Source organism: Commensalibacter nepenthis (assembly GCF_029953305.1).
Lineage (GTDB): Bacteria > Pseudomonadota > Alphaproteobacteria > Acetobacterales > Acetobacteraceae > Commensalibacter > Commensalibacter nepenthis.
Map to the genome: position 1 here is coordinate 2,280,265 of NZ_JASBAN010000001.1, position 19,736 is coordinate 2,300,000.

Below are 19,736 nucleotides of genomic sequence, written 5' to 3' on the forward strand. Positions count from 1 at the left end.
TTATAGAAATTCACTTAAAAATTTAATATATAATCAAAGCAATAAAAATATCTGCTTATTGATAACAAGATTTATTTTGATGTATCTGTAAAATGAATAAACCTAAATATATTGTACCCGCTTTGATTTGTTTGTTATTTTATAATAATATTGCTAAAGCAGTAACGAATAATCCGTTTTTAAACAATGATACTGTTTATTTACCACAATTCAAACAAAGAGGTGGTAATCCATATATTACAAATAATGTTAGTATAGATATTATTAAATCTAAAGCTAACCAAGGGGACGTTGTTGCCCAACTTGCATTGGGATTATTATATGGGTTGGGAGAAAGAATTCCTCTTGATCATAAAAAAGCAGCTTATTGGTTTCAAAAAGCAGCAAATCAAGGGGATGAGAAAGCTCAACTTTTATTGGGATTAGCGTATTATGATGGTGCGGGTATAGATAAAGACGATTCAAAAGCATTCTTTTGGTATCAAAAGGCTGCTAATCAAGGGCAGCCTATAGCACAACTTAAACTAGGATCAATGTATTATGAAGGTGAAGGCACATCTCAGAATTACATTAAAGCAAAAGAGTATTTTCAGAAAGCAGCAAATCAAGGTCATGTTGTGGCTTTGGTCAATCTAGGAGTGATGTATGATACAGGACGAGGTACTCCGAAAGATTTTATAAAAGCTAAAAAGTATTTTGAAAAAGCAATTTCAAAAGGTAGTTCTGAAGCTAAGATGAAATTAGGAATTATGTATTTTCTTGGTGAGATTACCCCAAAGGATAATGCTAAAGCACTAGAATTATTTGAGCAATTTTGTAAAGAATCACCCAAAGAGTGTAACAGAACCATTCAATCTATGATGCTACAATTGCGAAATTCTCGATAAAAGCCAATGTGTAGGAATTGTTCGGGTTGTTTACAGTGATATGGAATATTACTGTAATGAAAATGCATAGAAAAACGAAGCTTATGCTGTAGAAAGTCACGGTAACCGATCTGGCTAAGCGTTTTATGGTCAGCAGACCTACGATTTATGTTGTATTAAGGCGAGCTCGGTTGCAATTATTTGTGCCGATGTCCAGCACAAATGAGCGTTATAAAACGATCAAATATGGCATTAAACGCCTTGCTAAGATTGAAAAAACACTTGAGGACAAGCTCAGACGGCAAGCCAAAAATATAACAACTCTTATCCTGGGGAGATGGTGCATGTTGAGATTAAACGGCTTCCTTTGTTGAAAAATGAGACTAAACAGCAAACTCGGGAGTATCTTTTTGTAGGTATTGATGATTTTTCTCGAGAACTCTATGCAGGGATTTACAACGATAAATCTCAGTTTAGTGCAGCTCAGTTCCTACAAGACGATGTGCTGGTTCAATGCCCTTATACGATCGAATGTGTTTACTCTGACAATGGCAGAGAATACCAAGGAACGCTTGAACATCTGTTTGTTAAATCTTGTTATACCAATCGGATTAACCAGAAATTTACCAAGCCAGCTTGCCCTCAAACCAATGGCAAAGCAGAGCGCGTCATTCGCACACTCATGGAAATGTGGCATGAGCGTGAATTGTTCGTCAATGCTCAAGATCGAAAGTTAAAGTTGAAACGATTTATAAATTATTATAACATTGTTAAACCCCATAAAGGCATTCAAGGAAAAACACCCTATGAGGTTTTAGATGATTATTTTAAACAAAATCTGTAAACAACGCGATCAATTCCTACAATTCAATATTATTAAAAGAGGAATAATAATTTCAGTTTTAGACCAGCCGCATTTTTTTTTAAGATTCAAAAAATAATAAATAAAATCAAAGCTATAAATATAAAAGGGGATGCTATAAAAAAGAGCATTCCAATGATATCTAATGTTGTAAAATTTAGTGAACCTCCTAACATACGTTTCCTTTAATATATTTTACACACTCTTAATAATCTAAATCACTAAGAGTGTGTTATTTACTGAATTTTACTTATCAGTTGGACGATACAAAATACGCGCACGAACTGTACCATCTAAGGCACGTAAAGAACGAAGGATTTCAATATCGATGTCTTTTTCACCTTCAGTCGTTGCTTCGATAACCACATAACCAACTTCACCATCAGTTTGAAGATATTGAGCAGATATATTCGCATTGGCTTCGGTAAAAATATTATTGATTTTTTGCATAATACCAGGAACATTTTTATGCACATGCATATATCTGGTTCCTTTAAGGCGAATGGGTAGTTGAACTTCTGGAAAATTAACAGAACTTAAGGTTGAACCCACATCAGAATATTCAATAAATTTATTTGCGACTTCTCGACCAATACGTTCTTGAGCTTCGATCGTAGAGCCTCCGATATGAGGAGATAAAATTACATTTTCCAACCCACGTAAAGGAGAGCTAAATTCTTCGCCCTTTTCTTTTGGTTCTTTAGGGAATACGTCAATTGCAGCGCCCAATAAATGCTTGCTTTTTAAAGCTGCTGCGAGCGCATCAATATCGACCACTTGTCCACGTGCGTTATTGATTAAGAAAGAGCCAGGTTTCATCATGGCAATTTCTTTTTCACCAATAAGATTGATGGTACTTTCCAAATGAGGCACATGCAAGCTAACAATGTCACTTTCTTTGAGTAATGCAGCCAAAGAGTCAACAGAGCGAGCATTACCATGCATTAATTTATCAACTGGATCATAATAAATAACATGTAATCCAAAAGCTTCCGCTAGAATAGAAAGTTGAGATCCAATAGATCCGTAACCAACAATCCCAAGTGTTTTACCTCTGACTTCCCAACTATTGGTACTGCTTTTATCCCATAGACCTTTATGGCATTCTTCTGAACGGGTAAAAATACGACGTAACAACATCACAATTTCACCCATCACTAATTCAGCGACTGAGCGTGTATTGCTGAATGGTGCATTAAAAACAGGAATACCACGATTTCTGGCAGCGTCTAAATCAACTTGGTTGGTCCCAATACAAAAACAACCAATCGCGATTAATTTATCTGCTTCATCTAATACCGCTTCAGTTAAATGAGTACGAGAACGAATACCAATTAAATGAACACCTTTGATTGCTTCTTTTAAAGCATCTTCATCCAAAGCCGTTTTTAAATGCGTGATATTACTATATCCATTTTGTTTCAAAAGTTCGACTGCACTTTCATGCACACCCTCAAGTAACAAAATACGAATTTTATCTTTGGGTAAAGATAAGTTAGAAGCCATTTTATTTTCCTATATAATAATATTAAAAATTAATTGTTGTTCAGTAAATTAACCACTTGTTGTTTTAACCTTGGATCACCCAGAGCTAAAACGGTTTCTTTACTATGTAAATTTAAAGCATTTCCTTGCCAATCCGTAATGCAGCCGCCGGCACCTTCGATAATTGGAACCAAGGCCGCCCAATCCCATATTTTATTGCCGCACTCTATAATTAAATCTAGCTGACCCAATGCTAATAACCCATAGGCATAACAATCTCCGCCCCAACTAACGCGTTTCACTTTATTATATACTTGCTTCCAATTCGTATCAGCAGCACTTTCTAAGATTTCGGGAGCAGTGCAAGAGGCTTCTGCAAAACGAAGTTCAGAGCAAGACCTTGTGCCAATTTTCCCACCTAATTGTGAAATAAATTGCGACGGTTGTCCTTGCACTCCAATCCAGCGTTCATTGGTTATTGGTTGATCGATAATCCCTAAAACAGGTTGTCCTTCGTATAATAAGGCAATCAAGATACCAAAGAGAGGGCGTCCTGTAATAAAAGCACGTGTACCATCAATAGGATCAACAACCCATTGGAATTTAGAATCTGTCTTATTGATTCCATATTCTTCGCCAATAATCCCAAATTCAGGCGTTTCTTTTTGTAAGATAGAGCGAATGGCTTGTTCTGATTCGCGATCAGCTTGCGTTACTGGGGATTCATCTGATTTGACATCAGCATGTAACGAAGATTGCCTAAAGTAAGGTCTTACGACTTTACCTGCAGCTTGCACAGCTTCTTGAGCAATTTGTAAATAAGAATCTAATTGAAGTTTTGTCATAAAATTAATGTTTATCCTGTGGTGAAAGGGAATAAAGGTACAGAATAATGTTTTTTCTTATATCAGCGGAACTGACACCCTTATAATTCATTTTATTTCCAGGAGCCCATTGCTGAGGATTCTCTATCCATTGATCTAAATTGCTTTCAGTCCAATTCATTTTCTTAATTTTTAAGGCTCCAGAATAAGTATAATTTGATTGTGAAGCAATTGGTTTATTCACAATATTATATAAATTTGGTCCTAATTTTGTATTTCCTTCAATTGTATCGCTATGACAAACGGCACAATATTGCTGATACTCTTCTTTTCCTTGTGAAAGATTAGATTGTTTTTCAAAAACAGATCCCTGATGTTTTTCTAGTAAGGGAATATTTTTCTTTTCAGTCATCGGAGCCGATGCTGTAGGAGAAATTGATTTAAGATAAGCAATAATATCAATTCGATCTTGTTGAGACGGAACACCAGGATAAGCCATAATGGTATCGGACGCGAAATTCATTGGATGAGCCAACCATATATTTAAATTTTTAACGTCCCAAGTTTCTTTATTATGTTTTTTTAAACTACCAGAATAATTAAAATTAGGTTTGGAAGCAATTTGATGACCCATAATATTATACAAATTCGGTCCTATCTTATTGATCCCATCTTGATTAAATGTATGGCATAAACTACATTGTTGCGCTGCCAACTCTTTCCCTTTGGATATATCAGCAGAGGTTAGGTCAATCGATTTATTTTGATCATCATTGGTTGCAAAAATAGATTTTATTGGGGTTTGATTTTGAATAATAACCGATCCAATTCCCCAAGAAGCCGCAAGAACGCAGACTGAAAACAAGCCTGCTACTGCTAATCTATTCCAATCAAAACTATCCATTTTGAATATTTTTCTTCACAATTTAAAATGAACTAAACAATCCTTATTTGTTTATAGAATAAAGATACGTTATCAGCTATAAAAGAAAAGCAAAAAAAACGATCTAAATGATTTTAAATTGAGAACCACAGTCAAATGAATGCGTTAATTATCATTCCAGCACGCCTTGCCGCCACACGATTGCCCAATAAACCTTTGGCGGATATTCATGGAAAACCCATGATTGTGCGTGTTATGGAACAAGCACAAAAAGCCAAGATTGGTCCTGTTATTGTGGCTTCGGGTGATATGGAAATTACAGAAGCGGTCAAAAAAGCAGGGGGGACAGCAATTGATACTGACCCAAACCTACCTTCTGGTTCTGATCGCGTTCATCAAGCATTTTTGCAAGTTAAAAACCATCAAGATTTTGATGTTATTATTAATTTACAAGGGGACTTACCTCTGATTAATCCCAAAGATGTAAGGCGATCTTTGTTACCCCTAGCAGATCAATCTGTGGATATAGCAACGTTAATTGCACCCGTAAAAACAGAATTTGAACGCAATGCGCTTTCGGTTGTTAAAGTTGCTTGTAATTTTCAAGAAAAAACAGAAATAGCAAAGGCTTTATATTTCTCAAGATGTCCTATTCCATACGGAGATGGTCCTTTATGGCATCATGTTGGGATTTATGCCTATCGTAAAATAGCATTGGAACGATTTATTTCCCTACCCACATCTTATTTAGAAAATAGAGAGAAACTCGAACAATTAAGAGCATTAGAAGCTGGAATGACCATTGGCTGTGCAACCATTGAGGCTGCACCCTTTGGTGTCGATACGCCAGAAGACTTGGAAAATGTCAAAAGAATAGTAAAAGGTTAACAAATGACACAAACAAAAATTATTGCATTCCAAGGAAGACCTGGTGCGTATTCTGATCTTGCATGCCGTCAAGCACGCCCAGGTTGGACAACATTACCTTGCGAAGATTTCTATTCAACGATCAAAGCGGTGCAAACAGGTGAGGCCGATCAAGCCATGTTGCCTTGCGAAAATAATCTGGTAGGGCGTGTCCCTGATATTCATACGTTATTACCCTCATCGGGTTTATTCATTGTTGGCGAACATTTTCAACGTGTAGAACATTGTCTTATTGGTATCAAAGGGGCGAAAATATCAGATATCAAACGTTTGCACACGCACCCAGTAGCCATGGGGCAGGTTTCTAAATTAATCCAATCCCTGCATATTGAACCGATTATTGAATTTGATACAGCTGGTTCTACTGAAATTATTGCCAAATTAAATAATAAAGAGGATGCTGCCATTGCTTCTTCTTTAGCAGCAGAATTAAATAAATTGGAAATCTTACAACATAATGTTGAGGATAAATCCTATAATACGACCCGTTTTTATATTGTTGCGCAGGAAAAGGAAATTCCTGCAATCGAAGAACCCAATATCCTCACAACATTGTTATTTAAAACAAAGAATATTCCTGCCGCTTTATACAAAGCCTTGGGTGGGTTTGCGACCAATAACATCAATATGACACGATTAGAAAGCTGTATGGCTGATGGTAATTTTATAGCCACGAAATTTTTAGTTGATGTTGATGGACATATGGAGGAAGCTGGTTTAAAACGTGCAATCAATGAGTTGCGTTTTTATGCAGAAGAATGTGTTATTCTTGGCGTATATCCAGCGTCACCTTACCGTCAATCAAAACAATAATTTTTTTATGATATAAATTACAAAGTGAATATATAAAGGATTGCTTCCATGACAAATATTTGGTTAGAGGGCTCATTAACAGCATTGATTACTCCTATGAATCTTGACGGTTCATTGGATTTCAAAGCATTTGAAAAATTTGTTGATTGGCAAATTCAAGAGGGAACTTCTGCGTTAATACCTGTTGGCACAACAGGTGAAAGCCCGACGTTGTCTCATGAAGAACATAAAAAAATTGTTGAAATAACGGTCAAAGTTTCTGGAGGACGCGTTCCTGTTTTGGCTGGTGCTGGATCAAATTGTACTGATGAAGCGATTGAAATGGCTCAATTTGCCAAAGCAATCGGTGCAGATGCTGCATTGGTGGTAACACCTTATTATAATAAACCCACACAAGAAGGGTTATTTTTACATTATACAGCGATTGCAAACGCTGCTGAATTTCCGATTTATATCTATAATATTCCTGGACGTTCAGTTATTGATATGTCTGTTGAAACAATGGCGCGTTTGGCTGAAAATCCATATATCGTCGGCGTAAAAGATGCAACTGCGAATCTGGTTCGCCCTATCCAAGAACGCAGAGCGATTAAAAAACCTTTCAACTTGCTTTCTGGTGAAGATGGAACCGCAGTATCTTATTTAGCTGCTGGTGGCAATGGATGTATCAGTGTAACCGCAAACGTGGCTCCTAAATTTTGTGCAGAAATGCATAAAGCATGGAAAAATGGGAATGTTGCTGAAGCAATTGCATTGCAAGATCGTTTGTCAGTTTTACATGATGCAATGTTCTGTGAAAGTAATCCTGCACCTGTGAAATATGCAGCCTCACTTTTAGGGTTAGCAAATGAAACCTGTCGACTTCCTTTGGCACCAATCACAGAATCTTCACGTGAAAAAGTGAACAAAGCATTAAAGATCGTTGGATTAATAGGTTAGATTTATGGCAGAGAAAAAAAAGAATAATTTAATTTCTTTTGGAAATGTTGCGAAAAACCGCAAAGCCACTTTCAATTATTCAATTATTGAAAAAATTGAAGCTGGCATCATGCTCAAAGGACCAGAGGTTAAGAGTTTACGACATGGTCGGGCAACCATTAACGAATCCTTTGCGGGTGAGAGAGATGGGGAAATTTGGTTATTCAATAGCTATATCCCTGAATATCAAGGGGGTGTTTTTTCTAAATTTGATCCCAGAGCTCCTAGAAAATTATTATTACATCAAAAACAAATTAATAAATTGCTAGGAGCAATTACCAGAGAAGGGATGACATTGGTTCCATTAGATATTTTCTTTAACTCCAGAGGAATAGCAAAAGTTTCTTTGGGTTTAGGTCAAGGAAAAAAGAAAACAGATAAACGCCAAGCCATTGCCGATCGCGATTGGAAAAGAGACAAAGCAAGATTATTGAGAAATAAAATATAATTTCTCTAAGAAACTTTTGACAAAAATCAAATTAAGATCCATCATGAAATAGAGATCATAATAGAGAAAAAATGAGGAGTTTGACTATATTATATTGCAATATAAAATAAGTTCAGACTCTTAAAATAATCTTCTGTTATTGAGCATACTCTAGATATCATAGATTTTTCTAGTAAGGTTTTTGTGAATGGCAGACTCAGTCTTAATTATTAATGCAGGTTCATCTAGTCTTAAATTTTCTTTATATCGTGAAGATACAGATAAACAATTTGTAAATAGCGTTAATGGATTATTAGAGGGAATAGGAACCAAACCTCATCTTATAATAAAAAATAATAACAAAGAGGTTCTTTTTGAAAAAAATTGGACAGATCCTGAATTATTTAAGCCTTCCGCCAGAGACACACTTTTCGATGAAACAATTGAATGGTTATTTAATCACCTTGGGGATGATCGGATTATCGGTACAGGTCATCGTTTTGTACATGGTGGGGCAAAATATTCAGCACCCGCTTTGGCAGATGACAAAGTATATGAAGATTTGAAAGCATTGACCCCTTTTGTCCCTTTGCATCAACCAGGCAGTTTATCTCCATTAAAAATAATGTTGAATAAAAATCCTGAAATCCCACAAGTTGCATGTTTTGATACAGCGTTTCATTCTACAATGCCTGATTATGCCAAACGTTTTGCTTTACCAAGAAAATATTATGACGAAGGGGTAAGACGCTATGGTTTCCACGGTTTGTCTTATCAATATATCGTACATTATTTGCAAGAAACCAATTCACCACTAGCAACGGGAAAAGTTATTGTCGCCCATCTTGGAAATGGTGCCAGTGTTACAGCGATTAAGAATGGTAAATGTGCTGATACATCTATGAGTTTTACCCCATTAGATGGTTTGGTTATGGGAACACGCTGTGGGAAAATCGATGCTGCAATCATTTTATATATGTTGCAAGAAGAAAAACTTTCTCCCGATGAAATCCAAGATGTAATATGGAAAAAATCTGGGTTGTTAGGGGTTTCAGAACTTTCCAGCGATATGCGTGATATCATCCATGAAATAAAGACAAACGGTGCTAAAGCAGAATATGCTAAACAAGCACTGGATTTATTTACTTATCGACTAGTTGGCGAAATCGGTCGACTAATTGCCTCATTAAAAGGGGTCGATGGGATCATTTTTACAGCTGGTATTGGTGAACATTCTCCTTCATTACGACTTGAAGTCTGTAAAGCTTTGGAATGGTTAGGCGTTAGTATTGATAATCAAGCTAATGAATCTGGTGCTATAACCATCAGCAAACCAGAAAGTAAGATTTTGATACAAACTATTCCAACAAATGAAGAGTTTGTAATGTTGAAAGATGTTTTAAAATTTACTGATAAATAAAGAGACTTTAAACAAACAAAATAAGCTAATTATGAAATAAGGACATCAAATGACTAATAAATCTCCTCTATCTTCAAAAGAATTAGAACTATTCAATAAATGGTGGCACGCTGCTAATTATTTATCTGTTGGACAAATTTATTTAATGAAAAACCCTCTTTTGAGGGAACCGCTAAAATTAGAGCATACAAAGCCTCGTTTATTGGGGCATTGGGGAACCACCCCAGGTTTGAACTTTATTTATTTACATTTAAACCGCATCATCAGAGAACGCGATTTAAATATTTTATATGTAGCAGGCCCTGGCCACGGAGCCCCAGGCGTCGTTGCTGCAACATATATCGAAGGAACTTATTCAGAGCTTTTTCCTGATATTACTGAAGATGAAGCTGGCATGCAAAAGCTGTTTAAACAGTTTTCTTTTCCAGGTGGTATTCCAAGTCATGCTGCACCTACTACTCCGGGGTCTATTCATGAAGGTGGTGAGCTCGGATATTCTTTATCTCACTCTTATGGCGCGATCTTTCATGATCCTGATTTAATTGTTGCTTGTGTGGTGGGGGATGGTGAAGCTGAAACAGGGCCTTTGGCAGCTTCCTGGCACAGCAATAAATTCGTGAATCCAAAAACAGATGGTGCTGTTTTACCAATTTTGCATCTAAATGGTTATAAAATTGCTAATCCAACGGTATTGGCGCGTATTTCTTCCGAAGAATTAACAAACCTAATGCGAGGTTACGGTCACGAGCCAATTTTTGTTGAAGGGCACGACCCCGATGAAATGCATCAAAAATTGGCTGTTGCTTTTGATGAAGCGTTTGATAAAATCAAACAAATTCAAAAAGATGCCAGAGAAAGTAATAAAACCGACCGTCCTGTATGGCCTATGATTGTATTACGCAGTCCAAAAGGATGGACATGTCCTAAAACGATTGAAGGACAAAAAGTTGAAGATTATTGGCGTGCTCACCAAGTGCCTTTCGGTGATTTAACAAAACCTGGTCATTTGGAATTACTTGAAAAATGGATGAAAAGTTATCATCCCGAAGAATTATTTGATGAATCTGGTAAATTGCATCCTGAAATTGCTGCGTTAAATCCAGTTGGTAATAAACGAATGAGCGCGCTTCCTCAAAGTAACGGTGGTGCTATAAAACGTGCGTTGAAATTGCCAGATTTTACACAATATGGGTTTCCAGTCAGCTCACCTGGCAAAGATGAGGCGGAATCAACACGGTTATTAGGAAGCTATTTGCGTGATGTGGTAAAAGCCAATCGTGACAATTTCTTGGTCTTGTCTCCTGATGAAAATAACTCTAATCGTTTAAATAATGTTTTAGAAGTGACTGATCGCGCTTGGAATGCAAAGATTTATGATTTCGACGATCATTTAGCCCATTATGGTCAGGTTATGGAAATCTTGAGTGAGCATACAATCGAAGGGTGGTTAGAAGGCTTTTTGTTAACTGGTCGTCATGGCTTTTTCTCTTGTTATGAGGCATTCATTCACTTGGTTGATTCTATGGTTAATCAACATTCTAAATGGATCGCAGGCGCTAGAGAAGTGGACTGGCGCCGACCTATTGCTTCTTTGAATATTTTACTGACATCTCATGTATGGCGACAAGATCATAATGGATTTAGCCATCAGGATCCTGGTTTTATCGATCATGTTGTTAGAAAACAACCTGAAATTAGTCGTATTTATTTGCCACCTGATGCAAATACATTATTATATGTAACCGATCATTGTTTACGCACAGCCAACAAAATTAACGTTATTGTCGCGGGAAAACAACCTCAGCCACAATGGCTCAGTATGGATGCAGCAATTAAACATTGTACCGAGGGAGTTGGTATTTGGGAGTGGGCTAGCAATGACAAAGGATATGAACCTGATGTTATTCTTGCTTGTGCTGGTGATGTTCCAACAATGGAAGCACTTGCTGCTGTTAAAATATTACATGAACATATGCCAGAGTTAAAAATCCGATTTGTGAATGTCGTGGATTTAATGACCTTGGCAGCAGATAAACAGCATCCTCACGGATTGTCCGATCATATATTTGATTCTCTTTTTACCCAAGATAAACCTGTAATTTTTGCATATCATGGTTATCCTCAATTAATTCACTCTTTAGTGTATAAGAGAAAGAATGCTAAGAATTTCCATGTCCATGGTTTTAGGGAAGAGGGAACGACAACTACACCATTTGATATGGTTGTTCTTAATAATCTTGATCGTTATAATTTAGCCGCTAATGTTGTAAACAGAACCTCTAAAAACAGTTCCAAAATAGCCTATGTAAATCAAATGGTTAGAGATAAATTGGTTGAACATAAACGATATATTCGTGAATATGGACATGATATGCCTGAAATTCGCAATTGGACTTGGAAATAATAAAGTAATATGATTAAAGGAGAGGGAGCAATCCCTCTCTTTCTAATTTTTAAATGATAAGTTTTTACATTCGCGTCTAATAGCAGGTTCCGCTCTGTGACTACAGATATTTTGAACATCTGTTGTGCAAAATTCAATAGAATTTGCATATAAGTCTTTTAACATTGCAATATTAATATCTTGTTGAGTATCTGAATTATTTTGTTTCTTTCCAATTTGTTCTTTTAAACTGCGTAGCTTTTTTAAACTATCCATACATGTTTTGCTAATTGTATCTGGTTTAGAATTTAAAACTTTAAACATTAATTGCAAATGATTGTTCAAAAGAAACACTGCTTTTTTATCATTTGACTGAGCCAAAGCCGTATTTGTTAATATAAAAAAACACAAAAATACACCAAGCCAACTTCTTTTTTGCATCATTTAGATCCTTATCATTTTTATGTTGCAATATAAGAATAAAAATCGAAAATTGTAACGGATTTATTATTCAATTTTTATAGAGAAGAAATTATCCTTATTTATTAGAAGCTTAAAACATATTTTTAATCTTTATACAATTTATTCTATCACTATCCTTTTATCATACACAGGTTATTCCTCAAGTTTATCCCCGAATATGTGGATAAGTTTTATTGATAGTTCATGTTCATAAAAAAGACATAGAAGAATAAAAAATATTTTATCGATAAATTAATTATATGGTATCTTAATTTGTTATCAAAATTTGATTTGTAGTGGAGTGTAAAATGTCTTTAAATAATAAAAAAACTGTTCTTTTAGGAATTAAAACCTCATTACTTGGTTCATTATTTTTGCTTGCTGCATGTACGGGAACGGCGGGAACCCCTGTGCCTCCTGGCACAGAATCAAAAGCTGGATATGGAACAGCTTGTAAAGCTGGAGCTTATTCCTGTCATACGCCATATCCTGTTCCATTGGGATCACCTTGCAGCTGTCCTGGTTTGGGTGCTGCTTCTTATGGAAATGTTCACGCAAAATAATCTATTTTGTCTATGAATCATTTATTTAATTTTATAACGAGAGCACGATAAACTAGATATGGATTTATTTGGCTCTGAAAACGGCTTTGATAAAAAGCCTGCGTCCGTTACAACATCAACCAAGGGTCATGTACCTTTGGCTGATGATTTACGTCCAAAAACGCTGCAAGAAGTGATTGGACAAGATCATTTGTTAGGCACAGATGGTATTATAACGAATATGTTAAACCATCAATCCTTATCTAGTCTAATCTTATGGGGAAATCCTGGCACTGGTAAAACAACAATTGCACGTATTTTAGCCCAAGAAACCAATTTACATTTTATTCAAATTTCTGCCATTTTCTCTGGTGTTAGTGATCTGAAAAAAGCCTTTGATGAGGCAATCCGTTTTCGTAATCACTCAGGACGTAGCACTTTATTATTTGTTGATGAAATCCACCGTTTTAATAGGGCTCAGCAAGATGGTTTTTTACCTGTTGTAGAAGATGGCAGCATTATTCTGATCGGTGCGACCACTGAAAATCCATCATTCACACTCAATGGCGCGCTTTTATCCAGATGTCAGGTTTTGGTTTTGAAACGATTGGATGAGGCTGCATTAAACCTATTATTAACACGCGCAGAACAGCAATTAAACCATGAGCTTCCATTATCTGAAAATGCACGTACTGATTTAATCTCTATGGCAGATGGTGATGGGCGATATTTATTGAATATGGTCGAACAAATTACTTTACATGCTGGAAATTCCATTTTAGAAAGTAAAGATCTTACAAAAATTTTAAGTCGTAGAGCCAGTTTATATGATCGTAATCGTGATGGTCATTATAATTTAATTTCTGCATTACATAAATCTTTACGAGGGTCTGACCCTGATGCTGCCTTATATTGGTTTGCACGTATGCTTGAAGGGGGCGAAGACCCAAGATATATCGCACGTAGATTAACACGTTTTGCCGCAGAGGATGTCGGTCTTGCATCCCCTAATGCCCTGACACTTGCAATTGCAGCATGGGAGACTTATGAGCGTCTTGGATCACCAGAAGGAGAGGTTGCTTTGGCCGAGCTAGTTGTATACTTGGCGACAGCTCCTAAATCAAATGCCGTTTATAAAGCGTATAATGAAGCAAGGGCAGTCGCAAAAAAAACAGGTAGCTTTATGCCTCCTGCACATATTTTAAATGCTCCAACCCATATGATGAAAGAGTTAGGATATGGAAAAGGGTATGAATATGACCATAACACAGAAGAAGGATTCTCTGGTCAAAACTATTTTCCTGATGAAATGCAAATTCAGCAATTTTACTCACCTACCAATCGTGGCGTAGAAGAAACTATCTCGCAACGATTATCCCACTGGAATCAACTAAGAAAAAAGCGTTCTGTATGAAAATTTTACATATTTCAATTTTAAAAGAAGATGGCGATGTTAGGCTTGATCGTTGGATTAAACGACAACATCCTAATATAACCCAAGGCATGATTCAAAAATTATGCCGTACAGGACAAATTCGTGTTGATGGCAAACGTGTTCAAGCCGCCACACATTTAAAAGAAGGCGAAATTGTTCGTTTTCCAATGGTTGAGGTCGATCCCGTCAAAGCAAAACAACCCCAACAAATTGATCCTAAATTAGCAAAACAATTAAAAGAGTGGATCATTTATCAAGATGATGATTTGTTCGTTATTAATAAACCCTCTGGTATCGCAGTACAGGGTGGAAGTAATGTTACCAACCATATCGATGGAATATTAGAATCCTTACAATTTGATAGTAAATATCGCCCATCTTTAGTTCATCGTTTGGATAAAGATACCTCTGGATTACTATTAATTGCTCGCCATCCTGCTGCTGCTGCAAAACTTGCTGCCGCATTTAGAAGTCGAGATATGAAAAAAGTTTATTGGGCAATTACAACCCGTCGTCCTTCACCACTGAGTGGGCGGATTGATTTACCTTTATTAAAAGTTGAATATCAAAACGGTTCTCATATAGAAGCTGCTGATGCCAAAAATAAAGAAGCACAACGTGCTATTACAGAATATGAAGTCAAAGATTTTGCAGCCAGAAAACTTGCTTTGGTTGAACTCTATCCTTTAACGGGACGTATGCATCAACTTCGTGTTCATTGTGCAGAAATGAAAGCACCTATTCTAGGCGATAAGAAATATAATAAAGAAATGCCTGTGATGGATGGATTTTCTCAAAAGCTACATTTGCATGCACGGCAACTGGATATGCCTCATCCATCAGGGGGCAGGTTACTCGTAGAGGCACCATTACCTCCACATATGAAGGAAACTTTTGAACATTTAGGATTTGCAATTCCAAGTGAGAAAACAGCTGTTCGGACTAAGAAATGAATAAAAAAAAGGTTATTCTAGGAAGTGTTGGTGTTTTGGCTTGCCTTGTAGGAGGCAGCTTATTTGCTGTGAACCAATTTGTTGATCGTAAGATGATTTTAAATCAGCTATATAGCAATATCGAAAAACAAACAGGACGCAAGCTAGCATTACAAAACCTAGATATCCATTTTTTTCCTTGGCCTGAAATTAATGCTTCAAATATCACTTTATCCAATATGCCTGGTGGTAAAAACCCTCATTTTATAACCGCAGGAAATCTCAAAGCAAATTTAAATTTATGGTCATTATGGCAAAGAACGATCCATTTTAAATCAATTCAATTATCCAATGTTCAAATTCATTTAGAACGTAATGCACAAGGTCAAAAAAATTGGGATCTCCAACCTGTTGAAGCAATAAAAGATAATAACTTACCCACAGCGCAACATATTACTCATCGTAAATGGGGATGGCAATTCAACAATGTTCAGCTTAAAAATGTAGAATGTTGGTATGATGATGCTCTCAATCATAAAAATACACATTTATTTTTTGAACAAGCTGAATTAAATCAGCTAGAAACAGACAAAGTCAGATTTAATATTAATGGTTCTCATCATCATGCAAAATTTACAATTACAGGTCGGATCAGCCATTTAACTGAATTGCTAGAAGGTGACGATACGGTTGCTCCTCCTGCTAAATTTCAAGTTAATCTATCAGAATATGTTCGCAATCAAAATGTTGGTAATATACGCATTAGCGGAACTTTAAAAAGTCTTGTTAAAGCCAAAGGGTATGATATTATTGTTCGGGGAACAATATTAAATCTTGATGATTTAAATCACCTTTTCCCTCATGTGCATCTTCCTTCCATAGAAAATATTACGTTAAGCACAGCCTTTAAAGATATTTCAAAAGAAAGTGATCCTCAAGGTCTGCCGCAAATTGATCTCTTACAGCTTCACACGGGTAAGATTAACGCAGCAATCTTTCCTAATAATTTGCAGTTAATGAGTACAGAAATCGTTGCTAATGATTTGAATGCAGATGTGAATACTCAAATTGTCGGACAATTATATGGCAAGATGTTTCGCTGGTCTGGAAATCTAGGTCGATTAAAAACCTTACAAGACAATGTTTTATTCAAAACAGACGAAAATCTTCCTATTTCTGGAAAATTATCCTCAGCAGATTATAATCTCAAGTTAGATGGTACCATAGGTGGAAAAAATCCTTCTTTGGCTACTGAATTAAGTTTATTAAACTATAATAATTACGTCAAAGATTTTGGCAGCCTGAATGCACAAAATATTTTATACTCTGGGAAACTTATTGTGTCCTTTCCTTTGACTTTGGTATCACTTGAAAGGATCAACACAGATTTTTTATATCAGAATATTACTTCCAAAGGAAAAATAACCAGTAATAGTGTCAAAATAAACCAATATAATTTTGATAATTTTTCAAGCAATTTAGAATGGAAAAACAGAGAGCTTTCCTTTACCCAATTGCAATTAGCAAATAAACAAAGCGATATCAAAGGGGATGTTCACTATTCTTTACAACAAGAAACGCCTGAGTTGAATGTCAGAATCTTTTATTCATCTTTCCCAATGAAATGGATCGAAGATTATTTTTCAATCGCTAATATTTATACAGGGCAAATGACGGCTTTGGGAAATTTATCTACCAAAGGTAATAATTGGCAGGAATGGCAAAAAAATCTTACAGGTCAGCTCGGTTTATTTGGAACTGATGGTAAGTTAGAAGCAGAAGGTTTAAGACATTATATTGGTCAAGCAGCTGCAACATTACCACTAAAAAAATCTTTATCAACGCAATGTATTGCTTTACGGACGCAAATTAATTCAGATGATCTATATTTTGATACCATAACATTGCAAACTAACCAATTTGCATTGAATGGGCAAGGAACGTTTGACATTCCAGATCAAAAATTAAATTTACATTTTATCCCAGATGTAAGGTTAGGGGCAATCAGTGCTTCGGCACCGATACGCATTGGTGGAACTTTGGCAAAACCTTATACGACTTTTGACATGAATAAAAATAGAGTTTTCTCATTGAATATTAATGCACTTAATAAGTCACAACCAGCGACTAATTATTGTCAAGATGCTATAGAAAAAGCTAAAAAACCTTTGGGTATTTTACAAAAGAAATAATAAAAAGGATCATAGAAAATTATGGATGGGGTTTCGAAATTACGTCGTTTTTGGAAAACTGTAAATATTATTCAAAATGATAAAGGCTATCAAATTTTATTAGATGAACGCCCTATTAAACTGCCCCAAAAAACAGAACTATATGTTCAAAGTAATTTGTTAGCAGAAAAAATTGCTGATGAATGGAAAAAAATTGGTGAACAAAAGGAAGATTTCTTTTCTTTCAACGACTTGCCTATGACACAAATTACAGCAACAATGATTGAAAAAATATCGCCTAACCCAGATATCTATATTGATGCATTGTTGCCTTATGTTAATGGCGATTTATTATGTTACTTTGCTGAACAACCCAAAAAACTAGTGACTCTACAGCAAGAAAAATGGACAGCTTTGATCCATTGGATCGAAGAAAAATTCGAAATAAAATTAAAAACGACTCAAGGGATTATGCCGATTATGCAAGATACTGAAGTAGTCGAGATATTCAAAAACTATTTGTCTGATTTAAATTCAATAGAGCTAACTTATTTCGCGATTACAGTCCCCTTGTTAGGAAGTATAATTTTAACTCTTGCTCTTAAAGACAAAAGAATTACCGTTCAAGAAGCATTCGATCTAGCTTATTTGGATGAAATTACTCAGGCAGAAATCTGGGGGCAAGACACAGAACAACAAGCAAAATTAAATAAGATTAAAATTGACATTCAAGATGGTTATAATTTTTATGATTATGCCCAGTCTGAATAACAAAATTATTTAATTTACATTGTTTTTATTATAATAATTATAGTTCTGATATCTTAGTAATAAGAACAAAATAGAAAAAAAACAAAATGACATCAAATATTGTTTAGCAGCATTAAAACAATCGAAGATTTACGTTATAAATATATTGCTTTGTTAAAAAGCGCGATTTTGAATTAAATTATTGGATGGTATTTACAAAGATATTACGTCTGGGCTTGCGACAAAATAATTAAGATAGTTATAAAGCTAGTAAGTTACTAATCTTACTAGCTTTATAGGGTGATTTATTCAGGCATCAAAATACTTGTCATAGCTTGACATGCAATTCCTTCTTCGCGCCCAGTAAAACCGAGTTTTTCTGTTGTGGTTGCTTTCACAGAGACACGCGTAAAATCAATTTGCAAAAGCTCTGCAATTTTTTTACGCATTTGTTCAATGTAGGGACGCATCTTAGGGCGTTCACAAATCAAGGTCAGGTCAATATTAATGATCTTGCCACTGCGTTGACGAACCCGTTCACCAGCATGAATTAAAAAACGCTTACTATCAGCATTTTTCCATTGATTGTCTGAAGGGGGGAAATGTGCACCAATATCCCCCTCTGCCAACGCGCCATAGATCGCATCACATAAAGCGTGCAGCCCAACATCTGCATCTGAATGACCTGCCAATCCAAATTCATGAGGGACTTCAATACCACATAAGTATAGGGGTCTCCCTTTTTCAAAAGCATGAACATCGAACCCAGAGCCTACTCTAGGTAACATCATATTGCTCATTAAACACTCCAATCTTTTTAAATCTTCTTGATAAGTAAGCTTTATATTATTCTCATCACCTTGAACCAAAGCGACTTCTAAGCCAATATCTTCAAATAAAGCTGCATCATCAGTTGCACTGGAACCTATTGCTTTTCTATGAACTTCTAAAAAAGGTTCAAAATGAAATCCTTGAGGTGTCTGTGCTCTGAATAAACCATCTCTGGAAACAGTTTCTTCAATAATATTATCTTTATTACGTTTAAGTGTTTCCGCTACAGGAATAGCAGGAATGACAGCTGGATAGTTTTTTAAAGCATCAATGACTCGATGTATAATTTCAGCAGAAACATTTGGTCTTGCGCCATCGTGAACCAACACAATATCAGGATGCTGATGCTCAGGTAAAGTTGCTAATGCTTCTAATCCTGCTCTGACACTATCTTGACGTTCTTTTCCACCAATTGTAGGAGGTAAAATCTTTTTATCCTGCAAAGGATATAAAATAGAATTCAGTGTATCAGGATCACCTACAGGTTGAATATAATCCACATGCGGCAAGAACGCTTTGACAGCATGATAAATCACAGGATGTCCCAGTAATTGTATATATTGTTTTGGAATAGTTCCATCTTTACTGAAACGTTTCCCTACACCCGCAGCAGGGATAATAAGAGCAATGCGCATAATTATTTAGTGATCCGAGTTATTGAGGTTTTCATTCAATGTTATTATTTAGTAATACGCTTTTATTCAAGATTGAATAATAAACGCTTTATGATAATGTTGCTGAAAGA

Annotated in this window: 19 protein-coding genes; 14 read left to right on the forward strand and 5 right to left on the reverse strand. The window is 35.8% G+C overall.

Features of this window, described 5'->3' with window-relative positions; all coding sequences use genetic code 11:
* The first annotated feature begins 92 nt into the window (after positions 1 to 92).
* From QJV33_RS10710 to QJV33_RS10720, 3 genes are all read left to right on the forward strand, one after another.
* Positions 93 to 887: a tetratricopeptide repeat protein gene (locus QJV33_RS10710; RefSeq protein WP_281463318.1), complete on the forward strand. Its 795-nt coding sequence runs from the start codon at positions 93 to 95 to the stop codon at positions 885 to 887.
* A 125-nt stretch (positions 888 to 1,012) separates the two neighbouring features.
* Positions 1,013 to 1,240: a hypothetical protein gene (locus tag QJV33_RS10715; RefSeq protein ID WP_281463319.1), complete on the forward strand. Its 228-nt coding sequence runs from the start codon at positions 1,013 to 1,015 to the stop codon at positions 1,238 to 1,240.
* On the forward strand, positions 1,204 to 1,710 hold the full coding sequence (locus QJV33_RS10720; RefSeq protein WP_281463320.1) for an integrase core domain-containing protein: 507 nt from the start codon (positions 1,204 to 1,206) through the stop codon (positions 1,708 to 1,710). The genes QJV33_RS10715 and QJV33_RS10720 overlap by 37 nt, the downstream gene beginning before the upstream one ends.
* Positions 1,711 to 1,974: 264 nt before the next feature.
* On the opposite strand, the gene serA is transcribed toward QJV33_RS10720, so the two are convergent.
* The 3 genes from serA to QJV33_RS10735 are packed head-to-tail and all read right to left on the reverse strand — an operon-like array spanning position 1,975 to position 4,941.
* A complete protein-coding gene (gene serA, locus QJV33_RS10725; RefSeq protein ID WP_281463321.1) occupies positions 1,975 to 3,234 on the reverse strand; it encodes a phosphoglycerate dehydrogenase in 1,260 nt (419 codons plus the stop codon).
* A 29-nt stretch (positions 3,235 to 3,263) separates the two neighbouring features.
* Complete coding sequence (gene hisN, locus QJV33_RS10730; protein WP_281463322.1) at positions 3,264 to 4,058, reverse strand: histidinol-phosphatase; 795 nt, start codon at positions 4,056 to 4,058, stop codon at positions 3,264 to 3,266.
* A 4-nt stretch (positions 4,059 to 4,062) separates the two neighbouring features.
* Positions 4,063 to 4,941: a c-type cytochrome gene (locus tag QJV33_RS10735; RefSeq protein WP_281463323.1), complete on the reverse strand. Its 879-nt coding sequence runs from the start codon at positions 4,939 to 4,941 to the stop codon at positions 4,063 to 4,065.
* Between the two features lie 135 nt (positions 4,942 to 5,076).
* On the opposite strand from QJV33_RS10735, the gene QJV33_RS10740 reads away from it, so the two are divergent.
* From QJV33_RS10740 to QJV33_RS10765, 6 genes are all read left to right on the forward strand, one after another.
* On the forward strand, positions 5,077 to 5,808 hold the full coding sequence (locus tag QJV33_RS10740; RefSeq protein WP_281463324.1) for a 3-deoxy-manno-octulosonate cytidylyltransferase: 732 nt from the start codon (positions 5,077 to 5,079) through the stop codon (positions 5,806 to 5,808).
* A 3-nt stretch (positions 5,809 to 5,811) separates the two neighbouring features.
* On the forward strand, positions 5,812 to 6,660 hold the full coding sequence (locus tag QJV33_RS10745) for a prephenate dehydratase (RefSeq protein ID WP_281463325.1): 849 nt from the start codon (positions 5,812 to 5,814) through the stop codon (positions 6,658 to 6,660).
* A 48-nt stretch (positions 6,661 to 6,708) separates the two neighbouring features.
* Positions 6,709 to 7,599 (forward strand): 4-hydroxy-tetrahydrodipicolinate synthase, encoded by an 891-nt coding sequence (gene dapA, locus QJV33_RS10750; RefSeq protein WP_281463326.1) that lies wholly within the window; start codon positions 6,709 to 6,711, stop codon positions 7,597 to 7,599.
* Between the two features lie 4 nt (positions 7,600 to 7,603).
* A complete protein-coding gene (smpB, locus tag QJV33_RS10755) occupies positions 7,604 to 8,086 on the forward strand; it encodes an SsrA-binding protein SmpB (RefSeq protein ID WP_281463327.1) in 483 nt (160 codons plus the stop codon).
* Positions 8,087 to 8,273: 187 nt separating this feature from the next.
* Entirely contained in the window at positions 8,274 to 9,485 is a 1,212-nt protein-coding gene (locus QJV33_RS10760) for an acetate/propionate family kinase (protein WP_281463328.1), read from the forward strand.
* Between the two features lie 49 nt (positions 9,486 to 9,534).
* A complete protein-coding gene (locus tag QJV33_RS10765) occupies positions 9,535 to 11,889 on the forward strand; it encodes a phosphoketolase family protein (RefSeq protein ID WP_281463329.1) in 2,355 nt (784 codons plus the stop codon).
* Positions 11,890 to 11,931: 42 nt separating this feature from the next.
* On the opposite strand, the gene QJV33_RS10770 is transcribed toward QJV33_RS10765, so the two are convergent.
* Positions 11,932 to 12,312, reverse strand: a complete 381-nt coding sequence (locus tag QJV33_RS10770) for a hypothetical protein (protein WP_281463330.1) — start codon at positions 12,310 to 12,312, stop codon at positions 11,932 to 11,934.
* A gap of 326 nt (positions 12,313 to 12,638) precedes the next feature.
* Between QJV33_RS10770 and QJV33_RS10775 the strand changes: the two genes are divergently transcribed.
* The 5 genes from QJV33_RS10775 to QJV33_RS10795 are packed head-to-tail and all read left to right on the forward strand — an operon-like array spanning position 12,639 to position 18,181.
* Positions 12,639 to 12,893 (forward strand): hypothetical protein, encoded by a 255-nt coding sequence (locus tag QJV33_RS10775; protein WP_281463331.1) that lies wholly within the window; start codon positions 12,639 to 12,641, stop codon positions 12,891 to 12,893.
* 58 nt (positions 12,894 to 12,951) lie between these two features.
* Positions 12,952 to 14,286, forward strand: a complete 1,335-nt coding sequence (locus tag QJV33_RS10780) for a replication-associated recombination protein A (RefSeq protein ID WP_281463332.1) — start codon at positions 12,952 to 12,954, stop codon at positions 14,284 to 14,286.
* Positions 14,283 to 15,260 (forward strand): RluA family pseudouridine synthase, encoded by a 978-nt coding sequence (locus QJV33_RS10785; protein WP_281463333.1) that lies wholly within the window; start codon positions 14,283 to 14,285, stop codon positions 15,258 to 15,260. The genes QJV33_RS10780 and QJV33_RS10785 overlap by 4 nt, the downstream gene beginning before the upstream one ends.
* Positions 15,257 to 17,431, forward strand: coding sequence for an AsmA family protein (locus QJV33_RS10790; RefSeq protein ID WP_281463334.1), 2,175 nt, complete (start codon positions 15,257 to 15,259; stop codon positions 17,429 to 17,431). The genes QJV33_RS10785 and QJV33_RS10790 overlap by 4 nt, the downstream gene beginning before the upstream one ends.
* Before the next feature lie 21 nt (positions 17,432 to 17,452).
* Positions 17,453 to 18,181, forward strand: a complete 729-nt coding sequence (locus QJV33_RS10795; protein WP_281463335.1) for an ATP12 family chaperone protein — start codon at positions 17,453 to 17,455, stop codon at positions 18,179 to 18,181.
* Positions 18,182 to 18,465: 284 nt separating this feature from the next.
* Here the strand turns inward: QJV33_RS10795 and QJV33_RS10800 are convergent, their stop codons facing one another.
* Positions 18,466 to 19,626 (reverse strand): bifunctional 2-C-methyl-D-erythritol 4-phosphate cytidylyltransferase/2-C-methyl-D-erythritol 2,4-cyclodiphosphate synthase, encoded by a 1,161-nt coding sequence (locus QJV33_RS10800; RefSeq protein WP_281463336.1) that lies wholly within the window; start codon positions 19,624 to 19,626, stop codon positions 18,466 to 18,468.
* Between the last annotated feature and the right edge of the window lie 110 nt (positions 19,627 to 19,736).

Excerpts from the sequence above, each read along its gene's own strand:
- QJV33_RS10710 (WP_281463318.1), top strand. The coding sequence starts at position 93 with ATGAATAAACCTAAATATATTGTACCCGCTTTGATTTGTTTGTTATTT.
- QJV33_RS10715 (WP_281463319.1), top strand. The coding sequence starts at position 1,013 with ATGGTCAGCAGACCTACGATTTATGTTGTATTAAGGCGAGCTCGGTTG.
- QJV33_RS10720 (WP_281463320.1), top strand. The coding sequence starts at position 1,204 with ATGGTGCATGTTGAGATTAAACGGCTTCCTTTGTTGAAAAATGAGACT.
- serA (WP_281463321.1), bottom strand. The coding sequence starts at position 3,234 with ATGGCTTCTAACTTATCTTTACCCAAAGATAAAATTCGTATTTTGTTA.
- hisN (WP_281463322.1), bottom strand. The coding sequence starts at position 4,058 with ATGACAAAACTTCAATTAGATTCTTATTTACAAATTGCTCAAGAAGCT.
- QJV33_RS10735 (WP_281463323.1), bottom strand. The coding sequence starts at position 4,941 with ATGGATAGTTTTGATTGGAATAGATTAGCAGTAGCAGGCTTGTTTTCA.
- QJV33_RS10740 (WP_281463324.1), top strand. The coding sequence starts at position 5,077 with ATGAATGCGTTAATTATCATTCCAGCACGCCTTGCCGCCACACGATTG.
- QJV33_RS10745 (WP_281463325.1), top strand. The coding sequence starts at position 5,812 with ATGACACAAACAAAAATTATTGCATTCCAAGGAAGACCTGGTGCGTAT.
- dapA (WP_281463326.1), top strand. The coding sequence starts at position 6,709 with ATGACAAATATTTGGTTAGAGGGCTCATTAACAGCATTGATTACTCCT.
- smpB (WP_281463327.1), top strand. The coding sequence starts at position 7,604 with ATGGCAGAGAAAAAAAAGAATAATTTAATTTCTTTTGGAAATGTTGCG.
- QJV33_RS10760 (WP_281463328.1), top strand. The coding sequence starts at position 8,274 with ATGGCAGACTCAGTCTTAATTATTAATGCAGGTTCATCTAGTCTTAAA.
- QJV33_RS10765 (WP_281463329.1), top strand. The coding sequence starts at position 9,535 with ATGACTAATAAATCTCCTCTATCTTCAAAAGAATTAGAACTATTCAAT.
- QJV33_RS10770 (WP_281463330.1), bottom strand. The coding sequence starts at position 12,312 with ATGATGCAAAAAAGAAGTTGGCTTGGTGTATTTTTGTGTTTTTTTATA.
- QJV33_RS10775 (WP_281463331.1), top strand. The coding sequence starts at position 12,639 with ATGTCTTTAAATAATAAAAAAACTGTTCTTTTAGGAATTAAAACCTCA.
- QJV33_RS10780 (WP_281463332.1), top strand. The coding sequence starts at position 12,952 with ATGGATTTATTTGGCTCTGAAAACGGCTTTGATAAAAAGCCTGCGTCC.
- QJV33_RS10785 (WP_281463333.1), top strand. The coding sequence starts at position 14,283 with ATGAAAATTTTACATATTTCAATTTTAAAAGAAGATGGCGATGTTAGG.
- QJV33_RS10790 (WP_281463334.1), top strand. The coding sequence starts at position 15,257 with ATGAATAAAAAAAAGGTTATTCTAGGAAGTGTTGGTGTTTTGGCTTGC.
- QJV33_RS10795 (WP_281463335.1), top strand. The coding sequence starts at position 17,453 with ATGGATGGGGTTTCGAAATTACGTCGTTTTTGGAAAACTGTAAATATT.
- QJV33_RS10800 (WP_281463336.1), bottom strand. The coding sequence starts at position 19,626 with ATGCGCATTGCTCTTATTATCCCTGCTGCGGGTGTAGGGAAACGTTTC.